Origin of the sequence: Fictibacillus sp. B-59209, from assembly GCF_036216745.1 — a bacterium.
GTDB lineage: Bacteria > Bacillota > Bacilli > Bacillales > Fictibacillaceae > Fictibacillus_C > Fictibacillus_C marinisediminis.
The window spans coordinates 1-19319 of record NZ_JARMMC010000045.1; the positions used below are offsets into that span (position 1 = coordinate 1).

At 42.1% G+C, this 19319-nt stretch carries 18 protein-coding genes and 1 riboswitch; of the genes, 12 read left to right on the forward strand and 6 right to left on the reverse strand.

The annotated features are described in order from the left end of the window. Positions 1 to 341: 341 nt before the first annotated feature. Positions 342 to 1697 carry an MATE family efflux transporter gene (locus P4361_RS22870; RefSeq protein ID WP_328091179.1) on the forward strand — a complete coding sequence of 452 codons (1356 nt, stop codon included), beginning with the start codon at positions 342 to 344 and terminating at the stop codon, positions 1695 to 1697. A gap of 145 nt (positions 1698 to 1842) precedes the next feature. On the opposite strand, the gene P4361_RS22875 is transcribed toward P4361_RS22870, so the two are convergent. Together P4361_RS22875 and P4361_RS22880 are read right to left on the reverse strand one after the other, a co-directional pair. Then, positions 1843 to 3735, reverse strand: coding sequence for a hypothetical protein (locus tag P4361_RS22875; RefSeq protein ID WP_328091181.1), 1893 nt, complete (start codon positions 3733 to 3735; stop codon positions 1843 to 1845). Between the two features lie 28 nt (positions 3736 to 3763). Then, positions 3764 to 4657 carry a MoxR family ATPase gene (locus P4361_RS22880; protein WP_328091183.1) on the reverse strand — a complete coding sequence of 298 codons (894 nt, stop codon included), beginning with the start codon at positions 4655 to 4657 and terminating at the stop codon, positions 3764 to 3766. Between the two features lie 166 nt (positions 4658 to 4823). Here P4361_RS22880 and fabL point away from each other — a divergent pair, with 166 nt between their 5' ends. Both fabL and P4361_RS22890 read left to right on the forward strand, forming a co-directional pair. Further along, entirely contained in the window at positions 4824 to 5576 is a 753-nt protein-coding gene (fabL, locus tag P4361_RS22885; protein WP_256226898.1) for an enoyl-[acyl-carrier-protein] reductase FabL, read from the forward strand. A gap of 283 nt (positions 5577 to 5859) precedes the next feature. Then, complete coding sequence (locus P4361_RS22890; protein WP_328091186.1) at positions 5860 to 7464, forward strand: MDR family MFS transporter; 1605 nt, start codon at positions 5860 to 5862, stop codon at positions 7462 to 7464. Between the two features lie 29 nt (positions 7465 to 7493). Here the strand turns inward: P4361_RS22890 and metX are convergent, their stop codons facing one another. Then, positions 7494 to 8588: a homoserine O-acetyltransferase MetX gene (metX, locus tag P4361_RS22895; protein WP_328091187.1), complete on the reverse strand. Its 1095-nt coding sequence runs from the start codon at positions 8586 to 8588 to the stop codon at positions 7494 to 7496. 82 nt (positions 8589 to 8670) lie between these two features. After that, a riboswitch (SAM riboswitch) is annotated at positions 8671 to 8779 on the reverse strand. 164 nt (positions 8780 to 8943) lie between these two features. Between metX and P4361_RS22900 the strand changes: the two genes are divergently transcribed. Continuing rightward, the gene (locus tag P4361_RS22900) at positions 8944 to 9432 is read left to right on the forward strand and encodes a universal stress protein (RefSeq protein WP_091005675.1); all 489 of its coding nucleotides are present in this window, start codon (positions 8944 to 8946) and stop codon (positions 9430 to 9432) included. Positions 9433 to 9469: 37 nt separating this feature from the next. Here the strand turns inward: P4361_RS22900 and P4361_RS22905 are convergent, their stop codons facing one another. Next, positions 9470 to 10063, reverse strand: a complete 594-nt coding sequence (locus P4361_RS22905) for a cell wall hydrolase (protein ID WP_328091188.1) — start codon at positions 10061 to 10063, stop codon at positions 9470 to 9472. Between the two features lie 220 nt (positions 10064 to 10283). Between P4361_RS22905 and P4361_RS22910 the strand changes: the two genes are divergently transcribed. From P4361_RS22910 to P4361_RS22920, 3 genes are all read left to right on the forward strand, one after another. Further along, a complete protein-coding gene (locus tag P4361_RS22910) occupies positions 10284 to 10856 on the forward strand; it encodes a cysteine dioxygenase (protein WP_062232129.1) in 573 nt (190 codons plus the stop codon). A 200-nt stretch (positions 10857 to 11056) separates the two neighbouring features. Beyond that, positions 11057 to 11893, forward strand: a complete 837-nt coding sequence (gene proC / locus P4361_RS22915; protein WP_328091190.1) for a pyrroline-5-carboxylate reductase — start codon at positions 11057 to 11059, stop codon at positions 11891 to 11893. A 105-nt stretch (positions 11894 to 11998) separates the two neighbouring features. Continuing rightward, the gene (locus P4361_RS22920) at positions 11999 to 12613 is read left to right on the forward strand and encodes a DUF2238 domain-containing protein (RefSeq protein ID WP_328091191.1); all 615 of its coding nucleotides are present in this window, start codon (positions 11999 to 12001) and stop codon (positions 12611 to 12613) included. Here P4361_RS22920 and P4361_RS22925 read toward each other — a convergent pair. Then, positions 12605 to 13504, reverse strand: a complete 900-nt coding sequence (locus P4361_RS22925) for a fructosamine kinase family protein (protein ID WP_328091193.1) — start codon at positions 13502 to 13504, stop codon at positions 12605 to 12607. The two genes, P4361_RS22920 and P4361_RS22925, sit on opposite strands and share 9 nt — an antisense overlap. Before the next feature lie 83 nt (positions 13505 to 13587). Between P4361_RS22925 and P4361_RS22930 the strand changes: the two genes are divergently transcribed. Next, complete coding sequence (locus tag P4361_RS22930) at positions 13588 to 15450, forward strand: terpene cyclase/mutase family protein (RefSeq protein WP_328091194.1); 1863 nt, start codon at positions 13588 to 13590, stop codon at positions 15448 to 15450. Here P4361_RS22930 and P4361_RS22935 read toward each other — a convergent pair. Then, positions 15438 to 16103 (reverse strand): GDSL-type esterase/lipase family protein, encoded by a 666-nt coding sequence (locus P4361_RS22935; RefSeq protein ID WP_328091196.1) that lies wholly within the window; start codon positions 16101 to 16103, stop codon positions 15438 to 15440. The genes P4361_RS22930 and P4361_RS22935 overlap by 13 nt on opposite strands. A gap of 423 nt (positions 16104 to 16526) precedes the next feature. On the opposite strand from P4361_RS22935, the gene P4361_RS22940 reads away from it, so the two are divergent. From P4361_RS22940 to P4361_RS22955, 4 genes are all read left to right on the forward strand, one after another. Continuing rightward, positions 16527 to 17147: a DUF47 domain-containing protein gene (locus tag P4361_RS22940; RefSeq protein WP_328091198.1), complete on the forward strand. Its 621-nt coding sequence runs from the start codon at positions 16527 to 16529 to the stop codon at positions 17145 to 17147. A gap of 13 nt (positions 17148 to 17160) precedes the next feature. Continuing rightward, positions 17161 to 18168: an inorganic phosphate transporter gene (locus P4361_RS22945; RefSeq protein WP_053354304.1), complete on the forward strand. Its 1008-nt coding sequence runs from the start codon at positions 17161 to 17163 to the stop codon at positions 18166 to 18168. Between the two features lie 134 nt (positions 18169 to 18302). Further along, positions 18303 to 18833 (forward strand): hypothetical protein, encoded by a 531-nt coding sequence (locus P4361_RS22950; RefSeq protein WP_328091199.1) that lies wholly within the window; start codon positions 18303 to 18305, stop codon positions 18831 to 18833. 255 nt (positions 18834 to 19088) lie between these two features. Next, positions 19089 to 19319, forward strand: a 231-nt coding sequence (locus tag P4361_RS22955; protein ID WP_328091200.1) for a hypothetical protein, incomplete at its 3' end; no start/stop codon positions are given.

The following is a 19319-nucleotide window of genomic DNA, read 5'->3' on the forward strand; positions in this document are numbered from 1 at the left end:
CTAAATTGTAAAAGGGGCTGTCCAAGAAGTCTGGTAGCTGTTGATCTCCGCTCCAGGCTGCTCGCTTTCCGCGGGGCGTGCGGTGAGCCTCTTGGCGCAAGCGCCTGCGGGAGTCTCACCTGTCACGCTAGTCCCGCAGGAGTATCGCACCTTGCACTCCAATCAACTTTTCATTGAAGATTTTTCACGTCAAAGGAGCTGCCTGAAGGTCAATTTTCGACTTTCAGGACAGCCCCTTTTCTTTTGTGTTTTTCATCTTACTTCCTGCGAAATAACTGCCCTCCCCTCTTTGCCCATATGTTATAATTTCCATTATTACAGACATGGAAAAGGAATATGAAATGGAAAAAACTCATACGATCAAGCAAAAAATTTTATTGTTCATCAAGCTGGTGCTTCCTGTATTGGTTACACAGATCGGATTATTCGCGATGAATTTTCTTGATACAGTTATGTCCGGCCACTCAGGCCCGAAACAGCTTGCTGGTGTAGCGATCGGTTCAAGCATCTGGGTCCCTGTTTTTACTGGATTAAGCGGAATATTGATGGCGCTTACCCCCATCGTTTCCCAATATAATGGTGCCGGAAATAAAGAAAAAGTACCGTACGCTGTCATACAGAGCATCTATCTTGCGTTTGCTCTTTCATTTGCTGTAATTGCTGTTGGATTATTGGTACTAAATCCCCTGCTGAATGCCATGAATCTCGACCGTCAAGTAAGGGAGGTAGCTTCTGGGTATCTGATAGCCCTTTCGTTCGGTATGATTCCTCTGTTCTTATATAACGTTCTCCGCTGTTTTATCGATGCTCTCGGCAGAACGAGGGTGTCTATGCTGATTACGTTAACTGCACTTCCCGTCAATGCCCTCTTCAATTATTTATTGATTTTCGGTAAGTGGGGGTTTCCGGAGCTTGGCGGTGTTGGTTCGGGTTATGCTTCTGCTCTTACGTATTGGTTTATTGCTTTACTGGCGTTCTATATCATTCACAAAAAGCTGCCTTTTTCTGATTATCAAGTCTTCAGCAAGTTTTACTCCCTTTCGATTTCAGCATGGAAAAGCCAGCTAAAAATCGGGCTGCCGATTGGATTTTCCATCTTTTTTGAAACGAGTATCTTTGCAGCCGTAACGCTGCTGATGAGTTCATTCAATACAGCAACGATTGCCGCACATCAATCTGCACTTAATTTTGCTTCGTTTCTTTATATGCTGCCTTTGAGTATCTCCTTTGCACTTACCATTGCGGTCGGTTTCGAAGTCGGGGCGCATCGGTATAAAGACGCTAAGCAATACAGTTATCTCGGAATAGGAACTGCGGTCATTCTTGCCTTGCTGTGTGCAGCAGCTTTGCTCATCTTCCCCAGCCAAGTAGCCGGAATGTATTCAAACGATTCATCTGTCATAAAATTAACGAAGCATTTTTTGCTTTATGCGGTCTTTTTTCAGCTTTCCGATGCTATTGCCGCTCCCATACAAGGAGCTCTGAGAGGGTATAAGGATGTAAACGTAACGCTTGTATTATCTTTAATATCCTATTGGGTGATCGGATTGCCGGCTGGCTTTGTGCTGGCTAATTATACTGCCCTTGAAGCGTATGGATACTGGGTAGGATTGATCACAGGCCTAGCGATGGGTGCGGTCACTCTTTACTTCCGTCTCGCATATATTCAACAAAAACAAATGAAAACAAACCATTAAAAAAATCCAGGATAACCCTCCTGGATTTTCTTTTTCAGTTCAACATCGCATGCTGTTGCTTAAATGAGACCTTCAAATCTTTTTTACAAGTAATGGATGAGATAGCTGTCGATGCAGCCAGCTAATTTTTGGAACACAAGCTTTTTTAAGATAATCTGAATAGAAGCTTGCGCAGGACAGGCACTAAATAACTGACGAGTTCTGCTGCACTGGGTACGACCACCTGATGGCTGCCATATATATTTTTCATTAGATTTTGAGCTTCCTCGGTCACTTTTCCATTAGAAATGTACATCCCCAGCGTTTCAATCCCCATCTTACGAGTATTGGCTACTGCTTCATACGTGTCCAGAATGCCATGGTCCTCATAATCAAACGCCGCTGGCTCTCCATCTGAAAAGACGAGTAAAAACTTTTGTTTTTCCTTCCGGCGCAGCAAATCCTCTGCCTTTTTCCGGATGGAATAGCCATCTCGATTATCTTCCTGAGGCTCTAGCTGCAGAATTTCAGGTCCAGACTGATTTTTAAGTGAGCTCGTGAACGAAATCACTTCCTGAAAATAATTAGGCTGGCTGTCTTTCTTCGCATCAGCCGCATCTTCCCAAAAGCCTACTATAGAATGTGGGATGCGGACGGCCTTTAGGGTCTCATGGAACAGGACAATAGCCTGTTGTGTTTCTTCCATTTTGTCAAACATGGAGGCCGAGCAATCGACAAGCAAAGTAAAGACGGCATCGAGTTCTTGCGGTGATTCCGCTTTTTTAAAGAACAGCCTTGGATTTTTATCGGTCAGTAGCCGTGTCAGCCTTTTGTTTAATCGGCCAAAATGCAAATCGTGGTTTGGTACATTTTTTTTATGTTCTATGGTCTTCAAAAAGCTTTGTTTCAACAGGCTGACAGAAGATTGTACAGCAGATTTGAACTCCTGATAATCCTGTACTTCCTGAAAAGAAGGCTTCTTCGGTAGGATCTTTTTTTCAACAGCAAAACGGTTCATCTCACCGTATGGAAAAAGGCCTTGCCCTGAACGCCCGTCTGTTTGGTCTATACCTGCACCAGTCTCCCCTTTAAAATCCTTGCCTTTTGAATCTTTCGCTCCAGCCTGAACCGCTCCGAAAGCCTGATCTCCTTCCTCAGCTTTCCTCCCTCCTTCACCAAGCAAATCGGTTGATGTCCCTTGATCCAGATCAAACTGAAGAAACGAGTCAGACGGAAAAGAGGTCTCTTCGTGCCAGCTTGGCATTTCTTCCCGTTCCGTTTCATCACTGCTTTTTTCGTCTTCTGATGCAGTCTGTGAATGTGGTGCTTTTACTTCATTTTCTCTTGAGATATCTTTTAAATTCAACTTTTCCGATTCGTAGAACGACAGATAAGAACTCATCATATCTCTTTCGTTAAATGTTCTTAATGCTCTCTTTATATCATGGATTACTGCAACTAGCTCTGATGTGCTTCCAGCAGTGTTTAATTTTATTAGATCATGGGACAGCTCAACATACCATTCTTTTAATGGTGTTTGAAGAGGCACGAGCCGGTGGTTGGCAAACAGAAAAATCCAGCAGAAGAACGCGTCTAGCCATCTTCTTTGCTGGATATGCTGACGGTACTGCCTCTGATAATGGGTAAGAAGAACTCTCTTCCTCTCCAAGAAAGAGACAGACATACCAGGCCGTTTAGTCACACATACTTTTTTCAGGCGAAAATCTTCTGAAAACAAAAGCAGATGCTTAAGAAATTGAAAATGCTCTTCATTTTTTAAGGACTGAAGTGCTTCTTGCAGAGAGGTATGATCCGAAAAAAAGAAATTCCCATAGCTTCTTAAGTAAACTTCACTTTTTAATCCATGAAGCTGCAGGCTGGCTGGATAGGTCATCCAAAACTGGCTGACATGCAGCACATGGCCAGGTTTGTTCAAATAAGAATGGTATGAGAATTCTACATCCATTTTTGGATCTCTGGACAGGGTTTTCGCAAGGTCGATCAGCTGCATATGCAGAAAAGAATCGATTTTTGTATCTGCAAATGATAAAAATTTCATGCGCTACTTCACCTCCTGGACATCCACTCTACATAAAAAGGGTATCTGAAATGTTATGGATTAATGTTTTTTCCCGTTCGTCTTCTAATTTATCAGCTACAGCACGCTGAATCGCCCTCTTTGGCGGCATATAGGCCGATAAGTCTGCTGCATCAAGCAAAGCCCTGATGGACGCTGCGTCCTCCGATAACTGCCCCGTCTTAGTCTGCTGAACAAGATCTGAAGAAAACTGAACAAATTGTTTTAGAATTCCGCGGTCTTTCTGTTGAGAATGGGATAGTAGCATCTCAAATAGTGTATCTCCTTGAATATAAGGGACTTCAATAACAACAAAACGGTTTTTTAATGCTTCATTCAATGGAACGGTCCCAATATATCCCTCGTTGATCGCTGCGATCACGTTAAAACCCTCTGCAGCTTTAATAATATCACCTGTAAACGGATTAGTAACTGTCCGTCTGTAGTCGAGAATACCGTTTAAGATGGGAAGTGTTTCTGGCTTTGAAACATTGATCTCATCAATGTATAAGAAATGGCCGAACGCTGCCGCTTTTGTTACCGGCCCAGGAATAAATTCAATTTCAGAATGTCCTTTTTCATAAGAGATGGTCTTATGTCCCAGTAACGCTTCAGCATCCAAATCCACTGAACAGTTGATAGAATGCAAAGGCTGCTGAAATAAAGAAGAAAGGTATTCCGCCAGCTTTGTCTTGCCTGAACCTGTAGGCCCTTTCAGCAGAACATTCTTCCCCATCAGCAAGGCAATCACAGCGTCTTTTACAATCTCATTATCTTCCGCTGTGTACCCTTCTGATCCGATTAGACCTTGAAACTCAGCAGAATTGTTTTCATTTCGTCTATTTCTTTCAAAATTTAATTTTTCAGCCAGTACGTTGGGTAATTGCATTTGATCTATGGTCATGTAAAAATCCCTTTCATCATAAAAACTATAAAAATCTATTATATAGTATATCTCTTCTTCTTTCCTTTCAAATGCTTAGTTTAGGGCAGCATTGACATTCGGTGGGAACCGAATTAGAATTAGGACCAGGTACTAAATGCAGAATGTGATAAAGGACGTGTTTTTGTTGACAAGAAAAGTAGCTTTAATTACAGGAGGCACCAGAGGTATCGGTAAAGCCATCGCCTCCAAATTTGCCTCCGAAGAATATGATCTCGTGTTGAATTTCATGAGGAAGAAGAAAGACGCAGAGGAGACCAAACAAGAATTTGAATCTCAATACGGAATTAAGGTCCATTTAGTGAAAGCGAACGTCGGTGACCTTGACCAGATCAAAGCCTTGTTTGCGGAAGTAAAAGAAACCTTTGGCAGCCTAGATGTATTTATAAACAATGCCGCTTCCGGTGTTTTAAGGCCCCTGCTGGAAATTGAAGAAAGCCATTGGGATTGGACTCAGGACATCAACGCAAAAGCGTACCTGTTTGCCTCCCAGCAAGCAGCGATGCTTATGGCAGAAAAAGGTTCAGGTGCTATCGTTGCTCTATCGAGTCTTGGATCAATCAGAGCACTTCCGAATTACGTAGCCGTTGGTGTATCCAAGGCTTCGGTTGAAGCAATCACCCGTTATCTTGCTGTCGAACTTGCGCCTAAAGGAATTGTTGTCAATGCGGTATCTGGCGGAGCTGTTGATACGGATGCACTGAAGCATTTCCCTAATCGGGAAGAACTCTTAAACGAAGCGAAGAAGAAGAACCCGGCGGGACGAATTGTTGAACCGGTTGATATCGCTGAAACGGTTTATTTCCTCTGTACACCTGCAGCCAGCATGATTAGAGGGCAAACCATTATAGTGGACGGCGGCCTATCATTGCTTGCTTAAATACACTGGAAAAACGCCTAATAATTTTTGGGCGTTTTTTTAAATTATAAGATTGACTGACTGGTCATATCAGTAATATAATGATTTAGTGATTTTAGTTTAGTAGGTTAATTAAATTGAGAATTTGACTGGGGGTCATTTCATAGAAGGTGATCAAAACGAATTGTAAAAATACTACCATGAGAACATGAAAGCACAAAGGTTCCTGAGTTGAAGGAGTATAGCAAAGATTAACACTTAAAGATTCAATTAGTATAACAACAGAATGGAGAAGAACAATCATATGAAAATTGAACAACAAATGCCTATCAACCGCAATATGGTCCTTTTGGGCCTTATTATTGGGATGTTTTTCAGCGCAATGGAACAGACCGTGGTTGGTACAGCGATGCCTACCATTATCGGTGAGTTAAATGGATTTTCTATTTTTGCCTGGGTAACTACTGCCTATTTAATTACATCTACTACGATAATTCCGATCGTCGGAAAGCTTTCGGATCTATACGGACGCCGTTCCCTTTATTTGATTGGGACCGTCATTTTCGTCATTGGCTCCGGGTTATGTGCAACAGCGAATTCTATGGAACAATTGATTTTCTACCGCGGGCTGCAGGGTCTTGGCGGCGGTATGATCATGCCTCTTTCACAAACCATTATCGGTGATATTTTCACAGCGGAACAGCGTGCGAAATGGCAGGGAGTATTCGGAGCAATCTTCGGATTAAGCTCTGTTATCGGTCCGTTCATCGGTGGATTTTTAGTCGACTCGATCAGCTGGCACTGGATTTTCTTAATTAATGTTCCTTTTGGTCTCTTATCTGCCATCCTCATTTTTGTTGGAATGAAAAATGAACTGGTAAGGCCAAAAGAAGAAGTGAATATCGATTATCTTGGAATCATCACTCTAATCCCTGCCATCGTCTTATTGCTCCTTGGTTTGACGTTTGGCGGAGATAAATTTGAATGGGTTTCTCTGGAAAGCGGATTGATCTTCGGCTTCTCCATCGTTCTCTTGATCGTATTCGGATTTGTAGAAAAGAAGGCAAAAGAGCCTGTCCTAGATCTTTCACTGTTTAAAAACCGTGTTTTTGCCACAACAAATGCTCTAGGGTTTTTACTGGGCTTAGGCATGTTCGGTGCGATCATGTTCGTTCCGATGTTTATGCAGGGTATTCTGGGTGTAACTCCGACACAAGCTGGTTCTACCATGACACCGATGATGATTTCTCTCATCCTGGCGAGTATTATTGGAGGAAGACTTCTATTGAAAGTTCCTTATCGAACCGTATTGACTGCGGGCATGATCATTACAGCAGTAGGCTTCTACTTGATGAGCACGATGGGTGTTGATTCCAATGAAATTACAGCATACGCTTATATGATTATTATGGGATTCGGAATGGGTCTTGTTATGCCGACATTAATGATCGCGATTCAAAATGAATTTCCGAAAACAAAACTGGGAGCTGTTACTTCTGCATCAACGTTCTTCCGTTCAATTGGCGGTACGATTGGTATCACTGTTCTAAATGTAGTGATGAACCATTCCTTAGAAACAAAAATGAAAGATGTAGTGAGTGAACAAACGAACCCAATGCTTCAAGGGATCTTTCAAAAGTTAGCAGACAAAACAGATGCATTGTTCAGCATTTTAATCCATCCAAATCTTCTTAAATTGCCTGATACAATTAAAGATACCGTTATTCATTCTATACAGACCGCATGGAGTGATTCTTTTACCACTGTATTTTTAACAGGCTTGATTTTTATTGGAGCGGGTATTTTGGTCGCTTTATCCGTCGGCGGCGGAAGAATTAGCCGGGAGCGCCCTGAACAGCATACGCCTTCTAATCAGACGGCGGTTATTGAAAAACCAGCTGTTGAATAGTGATAAATAAAGACATGAGGATTATATCCTCATGTCTTTATTGTTTCTCTCATAAATTCTTTGAGCAAGTTCCCCCACTTATCAAATTCTGTCAGAAATCCATCATGGCCAAACATGGTGGATACCTCAAGATATTTTGCTCTTTTATTTTCAGCTTGAACATCTTTTACAAACTGTTCCATTAAATCAGAAGGATAGAGCAAATCACCGGTGAAACCAACACAAAGCATTTGAGCCTTATAGCTCTGGGAAGCAGCCGATACTCCTCCCCTTTCTCTGCCGATATCGTGAGTATCCATCGCTTTCAATAGTGTTAAGTAACTGTTGGCATCAAAACGGTCCGCTAATTTATCCGCTTGGTATTGAAGATAGGATTCAACTGAAAAGGCTGCATCCTCATGAATGGTTTCCCAATTCTCTGTTTGTTTTCGCTGAAATCGATGATTGAACAATGCTCCCGAACGATAAGTGAGCATACCGATCATCCGAGCAATGCCAAGCCCTTTCCTTGGTGTATTTTCTTTACCGTACTGTCCGTTATTCCATAAGGGATCACTGAGGATGGCCGTTCTTCCCGCTGCATTGAAACCTATCGCATAATCACTTAGAAAAGGGGTTACGGCAATCGGGATCAGACGCTCCATAAAATCAGGATACATCAGTCCCCACTCTAATACCTGCATGCCGCCTAACGATCCGCCGATCACTGCCTCTAGACGTCCCAAGCCGAGTACTTCCAAAAGTTTCTTTTGGGCCTGCACCATGTCTCTGATTGTTATCAATGGAAATTCAGCTCCGTAAGGACTTCCAGTAACGGGATTGACCGAGAGTGGTCCTGTTGATCCGTCACACCCTCCCAATACATTTGAAGTAATCACCTGGTATTTCTCCAAATCAATATACTGCCCATTTCCCAATAGACCTGCCCACCAGCCTTCTCCCATCTCACTGTTTAACGTATAATGATTACCTGTAAGCGCATGGCATACGAAAATGGCAGGTGCATTTGCTGCGCCGATTCGCTGGTAAGCGATATGGACATCTTTCAGCTCTTTTCCAGACTCTAACGTAAGTTCTCCTATTGCTGCAGTATCATTTACAGCAGATAATTGTGTATTTGCCAACAGATATCCCCCCATTTATTCAACAAAAAACACCTCTCTAAAAGATTCAGAGAGGTGCAATTATCCGCTTGGGCTTGACCTTCTCTTATCTCTCAAAGCCTTCTGCCTTGCAGGATTTGGCACCTGTTCAGAAATAATCTGCAGGTTGCCGGGTATCATCGGGCCAGTCCCTCCACCACTCTTGATAAGAGTCAATTATGAATTTTTCAAATACTTTAATACGTTCAAAAATACCTTACTCCTATAGGTTTGTCAAATGGAATTTGGAGGTTGGGTACAAATGTTACAATTATGTTTGCCTCTCTTATATATAGGGAATGAATTTATATAAGTTTACAAAAAAGGGGTGATTTTTATGCCTTATTACGAAAGAATCCTTGTTGGTGTGGATGGATCGGAATCTTCGGAGGTTGCCTTTTACAGAGCTATAGAAATTACGAAAGAATATCATGCGCAATTGCTAATTGTTCATATTTCTGAGGAAAAAATCCCTACTGCTCCATTAGACGCAGGTGCAGTTAACTTCGAGATGAACCGTGACAAGAGTTTTAGTGAATCCCTTCTTGAAAATTATGATGAGATGGCAAGGAAACATGGATTAAAAAATGTTAAAACCTTATCTAATTACGGAACTCCAAAAACAGAAATCCTTTCTTTCGCTTCCATGCATGAAGCAGATTTAATTGTCTGCGGTGCAACCGGGTTAAACGCTATGGAACGCATTTTTATCGGCAGTGTTTCACAATATATCACCAGGCATGCCACTTGTGATGTTCTCATCGCCCGGAACAGCCAAAAAATTGAATCATCGGGTCTTAGCATAAAGAGCTCAAGTGAACGATAATAAAACCTCGGACCTTTCAATGGCCTGAGGCTTTAATTTACTTGCTGAATGTATGGTTGCCGATTACTATATTGACAGGCTTTGTATCGAGCCAACGGCTTACCGCTGTCGTTTTATTATAGAAAAACAGCGATCCATTCGTATTGTCATAACCGGATAATGCTTTATCAACAGCTTTTTCTGATGAAGGTGAAGGCTTTTTCAGGTTGTTTTCCATGACAGGCTCAAACTGACCTTTGTCGTAGATAACCCCTTTGATCGTATCCGGAAAGCTATCAGCCTTTACTCGGTTCAAGACAACAGCAGCAACTGCAGCTTTACCTTCAAAACTTTCACCCATTGCTTCAGCTTCAACAAGAGAAGCGAGAAGTCTTTTATCTTCTGAAGAAGCTTTCACTTGATCTTCACTTACCCCTTTAACTGCCGGTATGTTTAATTGCTGGCCAGGTCTTATCATATTTCCGTCTAAATTGTTGTCTTTTTTGATACTTTCATAAGGTACGTTATAAGACTGACCAAGCTTCCAAAGTGTATCCCCTTCCTTTACCGTATGTGCGCTTGCATTTGTTCCTCCTGCTATAGAGAGCCCAATGGCTGTTATTCCTGTAATTAAACCAATCTTTTTATACATAAATTTATACCTCCTGGATCGTTGTGTTTTCGTCAAAAGTAAAAGGACGATTCCTGGTCACCCGTTTGTTGTTGCGAACTAACGCAGCCCCTAGGAGTAATGTTTCGGATATATGATATTTTTTGTGACCATTGACCGATTTTCCTTCAGAGCACATGCTGGATAAGTGGCTCCAATATACTATAGATAACCCCATTTAATTCGGCAGGAGGATGATAACTTGCTATTCCTTACTAAGATTGAAAAACTCTTCACTCCGCTCGTTCAACCTACCTCACAGGAATTGCTTGATGCTATCCATAAACTGCAAGCTAGTGTAAAGGACGCCGGCCCTTTTATCAGGGATCCAGAAAACAAACCCTATGGCAGGAAATTAATTTATAAGAGTGATCACGTAGAAATTCTCGTTATGCATTGGGCATCTGCCCTGGATTGCTCTCCTCATGACCATGGGCAGTCATATGGGTGGGTCCAGATTTTATCTGGCTCTTCAAACCACACACTCTATAAGCTCCAGCCCGGCGGACAGCCTGTGCCAGTGAAAGAACAGGTTGAAAATAAAGGATCGCTCCTAAACGTTGGAAGAGGAATGATTCATAAGATGGGTACTCATGAAAAGGATCCGCTGATTACTTTACACGTCTACTCTCCCCCAATTTCCGGTATGAAAGTGTTTGACCTTGAAAAATGTGCAGCTTGCATCGTCTCAGAAGATTGTGGAGCATGGTGGCCTGATGAACAAAGACAGTTGCTGCAAACCATTTTGCTCCCGTCACAGCCTGCTAAGCGATGAATGTATTTCCGCATATCCAGGGATTTAAAAGGTTTTCCCATAATTTCTTACAATATGTGCAGTTTAGCCTCCTTAATTCTCCCTTTCTTTAGAGATTATTGGCTATAACGGACGATGTCCCGGTAAAGGGTTGAAACCTCTTCTTTACATGTTAAGATAGGACCTTAAGTGAACTCAGCACAGCAATAAGGAGAGGTTGCATGTTAGAAACTAAAAAGGTGCTTTTTATCGGGGCAGGTTCCATGGCCGAGGCAATAGCTGCCGGAATGGTCAATCAAGATAAATTACCGCCCAGCAATATCATGATGACTAATAAACAAAATGAAGAACGACGAATTGAACTGATGAAAAAATATAAGGTGATTGCCTTACCTTACAGTGAAGTAAGGGTCCAAGAAGCGGATCTGATCATCTTAGCCATGAAGCCGAAAGATGCAGAAAAAGCATTAATCGAGCTGAAACCCAAACTAAAGCCAGATCAAATTGTACTCTCTGTTCTCGCGGGGATATCTACTGGCTTTATGGAAGAAATTCTTCCTGATGAACAGCCGGTTATTCGGGTAATGCCTAACACTTCCAGTACGATTGGAGAATCCATTACGGCCGTAACTGGTGGACAATCGGTCACAATGGAGCATATAGAAATCGCAAAAGAATTATTTTCTGCGATCGGCAGGGTAAAAGTGATTGAAGAAGAACAGATGGATGTGTTTACAGGTATAGCAGGAAGCGGTCCGGCTTACATTTACTATGTTCTTGAACATATTGAAAAAACAGCTCAGGCTGAAGGACTGGATGAGGACCTTGCAAGGGAGATTGCAGCACAAACGGTTTTCGGCGCCAGTAAAATGGTGCTGGATACAAATGCATCACCTGAATCACTAAGAAAAAAAGTTACATCCCCAAACGGCACAACAGCAGCAGGGTTGGATGCTCTGCGGGAAAATGAAGCTGGCCAAGCGTTTACTAAAGCAATCATCAGCGCAAAAGAACGATCTGCTGAGATCCGCAAAGAATTCGAGAAAGTTTTTGTATGATAATAAAAAATCGCCCGACCTGGGCGATTTTTTATATTTTAGGATAAGGTATAACTGCCGGTTGTGTCCCTCATACTGATAAAAAGGAAATCAGGAGGAGCACACATGGAAATAAACCATCCAAAAAATATTCATCTGTACATTCTGTTGCTTACTGCGCTTGTTTTCGTCTGGTCTGCTTTCCGCCCGGCTGATTATTTCACTTGGGTTCTTGAAGTATCACCCGCTGTCCTTCCAATCCTAATCCTTATGCTTACTTATAAACGTTTTCAATTTACAACTCTTTCCTACAGCCTTTTTTCCATCGTGTTCATATTAATGTTTATCGGTGGCCATTATACGTACGATGATGTCCCCCTTTTTGAGCGGATTCAGAATACCTTTCATCTCAAACGAAATGATTATGATCGGTTCGGACATTTCTTTAAGGGGCTCACGATTATTCCTGTACGAGAAGTTTTGCTCAGGCTGGAAGGCCTCCCTCGCCGTTTTTGGCTTATTCTCCTCAGTTTAAGCATCATTCTCTCCCTCGCCGCAGGATATGAGATTATCGAGTGGCTGGTTGCGAAAATGGAAGGGCATTCTGCCAAAGATTTTCTGGGAATCCAAGGGGATATCTGGGATTCACAATGGGATATGTCCCTTGCTTTTGTCGGGTCGATCATTGGCTATCTTCTACTATACCGCCTTCATGATCAGCAGCTTGAAAAACTACGATAAATATTTCTTTAGAATTCGATCTATGGGGCGACCGTATGTTTCTCCAAATAAATTCAAATGAACGAGAAGATAAAACAATTGATAAAGTTCTTTACGGTCTTGATATTCTTTTTCAATTGGTAAAAAGTAAGCATAAGCCTGGTAAAAATCAGCAGAGAATCCGCCAAACAATTCTGCGAAAGCCAAATCCATTTCATGATGGCCATAAAGAATCGCGGGATCGATCAGAAAGGGATCCCCATTCTTTCCAGTAATCCAGTTCCCTCCCCATAGATCTCCATGCAGTAAGGAAACATCAGGTTGTTCTGGAAGATCCTTTTCCATCCTCTCCATGATTTTGAACAACCTATTTATTCGTTCTGAATCCATTCCGTTTCCTTCAATTCCTCTTTCAATCTGCGGCAGAATCCGTTTCGTTATGTAATACGCTGTCCATGTTGAATATAAGCTGTTCGGCTGCGGAATAGTTCCGATGAAATTGTCGTGATTCAATCCATAACGCACCGGTCCGGGAGAACTGTGAAGAGCAGCAAATCTTTCTCCCAGTTTTCTTTCTGTATCTTTCGTTTTCTTTCCTTCAACCCACTTTGCCAAAATAAGGCTTGCTTTGTCCCCAGTCCTGTTGTCTTCATACGTATAAACATCCGGAACATCTATGGTTTGAGTTGTTCTTATTGCAGCAAGTCCGGCCGCCTCACACTGAAAAAAACGTTCTGGTGCACGGCGATGTATTTTTAAAAAATACTTCTGTTTCTGTGTTTGAACAGCATAAGCCTCGTTGATGCTGCCCCCGGATACCCTTCGGATTTGAAGTGATTCAGCCGGATCTTGAAGACGTTCCAGATGTTCTTTTAACAGCTTGCAGAACGCTGTGTTATGTTCATTATTCATAATTGCCCCCACCTGCTTCATATAGATTGGAGATGTGATGTATTGATTTCTTACTCTAGTCATCCGGGAAGGGTGTAACCCCAATGCTCGATTTGGAGAAAATCAGAAATGAGATTGAACGGCGCTGCCATGATCTGCTATCTTTCCAGCAGGCAGATGGCTCGTTTAGATTTTGTTTTGAAAATCCAGTTACAACAGATGCCTATCTGCTTGTCCTTCTTGTATTATGGGAGTGGAATGATGAGCCGTTAAAACGAAAATTGGCTGAACGCATTCTTTCAAAACAAGAATTGGACGGAACATGGAAAGTATACCCTGATGAGAAAGAAGGCAATCTTTCTGTTACGATTGAAGCGTATGTTGCACTCTGTTACGCTGGATATCTCAATATTGACAGTCAACGAATGAAAATGGCCAAAGAATTTATTCTCTATCATGGCGGATTAAAAAAGGCAAGTCTTTTAACGCGCGCTTTTCTGTCTGTAAATGGTGTTATACCTTGGCCCAGAATCCCCTTTGATCCCGGTTTACTAATCGATCCCCCATCCTTATCTCCAATCCAGTTCTACGATATGAGCAGCTATGCGAGAGTTCATTTCGTACCACTGATTGCTGCCATGAGAAATGATTTCTTTGTATTTCATCCTTGCAGCCATCAGCTCTCTGCTTTAACGGGTGATCGGAATCATGAATACTATTGGCCGGAACTTGAAAATGATTCGGTAATTCGTTTTTTTAGCGGCTTAGAGGATCCCTCTGATTCTGTTCATAAAAAATTGGAACGGTACATGCTGGACAGAATTGAAAAAGACGGAACCCTGCTTAGTTACGCCTCTTCAACGTTCTACATGATTTATGGTTTGCTTTCCCTTGGCTATCCGAAACATTCACAAATCATTCTTCAGGCCATTCAAGGGATTATTTCTCTTTTATGTAATAATGGCACTCATTTTTTTGTTCAAAATTCACCTTCTGCTGTATGGGACACCTCACTTCTTCTCTATTCCTTGATCGAAGCCGGCATCTCACCTGCAAATCATCACATACAAAAAGGGATTCACTTTCTTCTCGAACACCAGCACACCAAAAAAGGCGACTGGCAGGTTCATTGTAAAGAAACCGCTCCCGGTGGGTGGGGTTTCTCTGAAACCAATTCCATCCATCCCGATACGGATGATACTCAGGCAGCTTTACGCTCCATTTCAATACAGGCTGCTTTCTCACCCCCTTCCTTTCACTCTTGGCAAGAAGGAATAACCTGGCTGCTTGCCATGCAGAACGATGACGGCGGCTGGCCTGCTTTTGAAAAAAATACAAATAAAGAATGGTTTGGACTGCTTCCTGTTAAAAATGCATCCGACGCTTTGATTGATCCGTCAAACCCTGATATCACAGGAAGAGTACTTGAATTTTTAGGCAGTTATACAACCTTGACTATAAAGGATCCTGCTGTAAGCCGTGCCGTGAATTGGCTGAAGTCGCATCAGGAGTCCGATGGATCATGGTATGGACGATGGGGTGTCTGCTATATCTATGGAACATGGGCGGCTGTAACAGGGCTTGCATCTGTTGGAATACAGGTAAACAGAGATAAATGTCTTAAAAAAGCTGCGAGGTGGCTTGAGGCTATCCAAAATACGGATGGGAGCTGGGGCGAATCATGTTATAGTGATGAGGCGAAGAGGTATGTACCTTTGGGTTATGGGACGATTGTCCAAACTGCATGGGCCATTGATGCTCTCACTTCGATGAGTCCGCAGCCAACAACCGCTATTGCTAATGGAGTAAATTATTTGCTTTCTTCCTATCATGATGCATCCGCGTTAAATTACCCAACAGGATCCGCCCTGCCAGGATTTTTTTATGTTTTGTATCACAGTTACAGCCGGATTTGGCCACTGAATGCATTAAGTCATGTTTTCAGAAAATATTTTCAGTCAAAGTGAGGGCTTAACGGGCCAAAACCCGTGTCGTAGACTGCTTGAGCTATCATTTTATGGCCGAGGTTGTTAGGATGGATACTGTCCCATGACAACAATTCTTTTTCTCGTCTGACGAATAAGGAGTAAATATCTGCGACCCTTACGTTGGGGTACTTCTGGAACGTCTGGATATAAGCATTGAATAAGTTTACCCATTTATAAGCAAGATCCCACTTGTGGTAAGGATTGTATATATTCGTTAAGCGGATAATGTAATTCTTTTTCCCCTTCTCTTTCATTTCAATAATGTTCCTTAAAATGGCAGACATATTCCTTTGGCACTCTTTTAACGTTTGATGAAATTCCACTTCTTCCTTTTTTAAAAGATATTTTTTCCCAGCCCTGATCAAGTCATTTCCGCCTGCAGTGATGGTAATGATCTCTGAATTCATGAGGGCTTTTCTGATCTTCGGCTCCTCAATCGAAGAAAGTACATCGAGTGTTGTAAAGCCATTTTTAGCGAAATTTGAAAGATGATATGTCTTAAAGAGAGTATGCTCTAAGAGAACGGTATACCGTTGGACGAAGCTTCCCCATTCCTTGGAAGAGCCGATTCCCACAGAAATGGAATCTCCTAAGGCGGTATAATGAGAATTCACTTTCCAAGATAAGCCCATCCTGCTCCGCACCTTTCACTCTCAGTTACTTTATAAATATGAACTTACAGTGGAAAAGGTACAAAAAATGAGAAGAGATAAAATTCTTGCTAATTTTTTTAAGTGAGTGTTATATTTTAGTTGATGACGGGATGTACCACAGCATGTCAGCGTAAATGCATAGCGTGTACGATGCTGCAGGTTCTAATTTTTTATCCCGGCCATTACATATAAATGATTGGCAGCGGAAAGCTGCTTTTTTTATGTCTTAGGGGGTATACTCTATAAGGGAAGAACTGAATTGTAAAGCTTTTGTAAATGTTTTATTTCAATTCAAAAAAGCTGTTTATCTTTAGAATCATAAAAGTTATAATACGATTGGTTTGGGTTAGCGAAAAATTTAGGGGAAATTTACTTTTTCTTAACAAACGGAGGTTTTAGTACATGATATTTTCATCAAAAAAGGATTTGTTTTTGGACTTACTAACCAGCATCGCAGATAACGTCCGCGACTCCGCACAATACTTTGTGGATTTTAAAATCAAATCCGATGAAGATTTAAAAGAATTTGCAAGAAAAATGAAGGCATATGAAAACAAGGGCGATAAATTTATCCACGAGTTGATTATCGGTTTGAACAAGACCTTTATTACTCCCCTAGAACGTGAAGACATTTTAGAGCTTGCCAATAAAATGGACGACATTCTGGACGGCATGGAACAATGTGCTTCCAGATTTGAAATGTACAACATCACAACACCTGACCAATACATGGTTCAATTTGCTGGCCATATTCTAGAAGCGACTTACGAGGTTGCTGAATCCGCTAAATTATTGCACAAGAAAAAACTAATGGAAATCCGTCCGCATGCGATTAAGCTGAACGATCTTGAATCTGTAGTTGATGACCTGCTTCGTACAAGCATCAAAAACTTATTCAGAGTCGAAAGGGACCCGATTAAAATCATGCAATATAAAGAGCTTTATGAGCTTCTTGAGGCTATTTCCGACAGCACTGAAGATGTTGCCGATACTCTTGAAACCATCATCATGCGTAACGCCTAAGGAGTGATTGGCTATGGATACGTTATTTTTTCTTATCGTTTTAGTCGTTATCTTCGCATTGGCCTTTGATTTTATCAACGGTTTCCACGATACAGCCAATGCGATTGCGACCTCAGTGTCAACAAAAGCGCTGCCTCCTAAGGTAGCCATCGCACTTGCCGCTACAATGAACCTTATTGGTGCATTGACCTTTACAGGCGTAGCCAAAAGTGTAAGTAAAGATATTGTCGATCCTTTTCAGTTTCATGATGAAAAAATAGGATTGCTCATTGTATTGTCGGCCCTTATCGCTGGTATCGCCTGGAACTTGATTACCTGGTATTACGGGATTCCATCAAGTTCATCTCATGCTATTATCGGATCGATTGCAGGTGCTGCTATTTCTGCAGCAGGATTCGGGGTCCTCAACTACGATGGGTTTCTAAAAATCATTCAAGCTTTAATTATTTCACCGTTTGTTGCTTTAGCTGTCGGTTTTATCATCATGACTCTATTTGCGGCGATCTTTAAAAACTTTAATAAAACAAAAACAAATAAAGGCTTCCGTACCTTTCAAATTTTCACTGCCGCTCTTCAGTCTTTCTCACACGGAACGAACGATGCACAAAAAGCGATGGGGATCATTACCCTGGCCTTGATTGCCGGTGGATACCATACCACAGAAGGCATCCCAATGTGGGTAAGGTTTGCCGCAGCTCTTTCAATGGGTATCGGAACATCCGTGGGCGGCTGGAAGATCATCAAGACCGTCGGTGGAAAGATCATGAAACTTCAACCGGTAAATGGAGCTGCAGCTGATTTATCATCTGCCCTTATTATCTTCACGTTTACGGCTTTAAAACTGCCTGTCAGTACGACTCATGTTATTTCATCTGCAATCATGGGTGTAGGTTCTGCTAAGCGTGTTAAAGGAGTTAAATGGGGAGTTGCTCGGCGAATTGTCCTAACATGGATCATTACATTGCCGATCTCAGCGGTATTAGCTGCCATTATCTATCAAATTTTAAATTTATTCGTATAATAAAAAGCTTTCGGGATCACTTCCCGGAAGCTTTTTTTGAATGAAAAGCTTTATTTTATGAAATAAAGACCCTTGTCTATACCCTTTTCTTAAATAAGCATATACATATAAGGAAAAAATTCGAGGTGAAAAATTTGTATAACCAAAGGAAGAATAATGGTACATTGCGTTATTTTCCATATGGAGGCTATGATCCGTTCCATAAAGAATCGGTGTCCCCTCATCCGGAACTGATTGAACATTCTCCTCCCCGTCCGCCGCTTCCTGCTTCTCCTCCATCAGGGAGCCAGCATTATGCATCAAAACCGAATCCTTATATGGCTGCCTATCCTGCGTATCCTCCGCCACCTAATCCCTATATGAATCATCATATGCTCCCTCCTCGCCCACCCTATCCCTATAACCCTTTTCTTGGTGGTCAGGGTGGGAACGGAAAGTTGAATAAACAAAATAACAATCAAGCGGCCAATGCCATGTTTCCCAACCTGTTTCCATTCGGGAACGGCGGGTTTCCCGGCGGACAGCAATTCCCATTTAACCAGCAGCCATTCCAGAACCCCGGCAATCAAGGCAGTCCATTCAGCTGGGGTAAAACAATCAATGGAATAAACTCTGCCATGGGAATGATGCAGCAATTAGGATCCATCATCTCCATTTTTAAATAATCTTCGTTAAAAAGAGAGCTCTTTCCTAACTGAGTTCTCTTTTGCTTGTTTTAGAATAAAAATTGTTTAGCCAGCACTGCACCCTCCAGTTGATGTAGATCGGTCCAATATTCTCTTTTTATGAATGCAGGTTTTATTTTAAATAAGAAATTGAATTGTTCAGGCACGTCTTTACCGTTGGCTGTTTTCGTAACCTTTGTTGCTCTTAGGTAGTTGATTTCCGTTTCAGGATGCTCGCTTTCCGCGGGGCGGGCGGTGAGCCTTACCGGCGCAAGCGCCTACCTCCTCGGCGCATGGCGCCTGTGGGTCTTACCTGTCCCGCATCTCCCGCAGGACAAGGAAGGCTTCGGCAGCGTTATATCGCACGAAGAAAATGTGAAATTCATTTTCGAGGAGTCTCGCCCCTTGCACTCCAATCAACTGGTCAATGAAGATTTTTCACGTCAAAGGGGCTGCCTGAAGGTCAATTTTCGACTTTCAGGACAG

Coding starts and splice junctions, on each gene's coding strand:
- P4361_RS22940 (WP_328091198.1), top strand. CDS start 16,527: ATGATATTTTCATCAAAAAAGGATTTGTTTTTGGACTTACTAACCAGC.
- P4361_RS22905 (WP_328091188.1), bottom strand. CDS start 10,063: ATGTATAAAAAGATTGGTTTAATTACAGGAATAACAGCCATTGGGCTC.
- P4361_RS22870 (WP_328091179.1), top strand. CDS start 342: ATGGAAAAAACTCATACGATCAAGCAAAAAATTTTATTGTTCATCAAG.
- P4361_RS22945 (WP_053354304.1), top strand. CDS start 17,161: ATGGATACGTTATTTTTTCTTATCGTTTTAGTCGTTATCTTCGCATTG.
- proC (WP_328091190.1), top strand. CDS start 11,057: ATGTTAGAAACTAAAAAGGTGCTTTTTATCGGGGCAGGTTCCATGGCC.
- P4361_RS22880 (WP_328091183.1), bottom strand. CDS start 4,657: ATGACCATAGATCAAATGCAATTACCCAACGTACTGGCTGAAAAATTA.
- P4361_RS22925 (WP_328091193.1), bottom strand. CDS start 13,504: ATGAATAATGAACATAACACAGCGTTCTGCAAGCTGTTAAAAGAACAT.
- P4361_RS22900 (WP_091005675.1), top strand. CDS start 8,944: ATGCCTTATTACGAAAGAATCCTTGTTGGTGTGGATGGATCGGAATCT.
- P4361_RS22890 (WP_328091186.1), top strand. CDS start 5,860: ATGAAAATTGAACAACAAATGCCTATCAACCGCAATATGGTCCTTTTG.
- P4361_RS22935 (WP_328091196.1), bottom strand. CDS start 16,103: ATGGGCTTATCTTGGAAAGTGAATTCTCATTATACCGCCTTAGGAGAT.
- P4361_RS22930 (WP_328091194.1), top strand. CDS start 13,588: ATGCTCGATTTGGAGAAAATCAGAAATGAGATTGAACGGCGCTGCCAT.
- P4361_RS22875 (WP_328091181.1), bottom strand. CDS start 3,735: ATGAAATTTTTATCATTTGCAGATACAAAAATCGATTCTTTTCTGCAT.
- P4361_RS22920 (WP_328091191.1), top strand. CDS start 11,999: ATGGAAATAAACCATCCAAAAAATATTCATCTGTACATTCTGTTGCTT.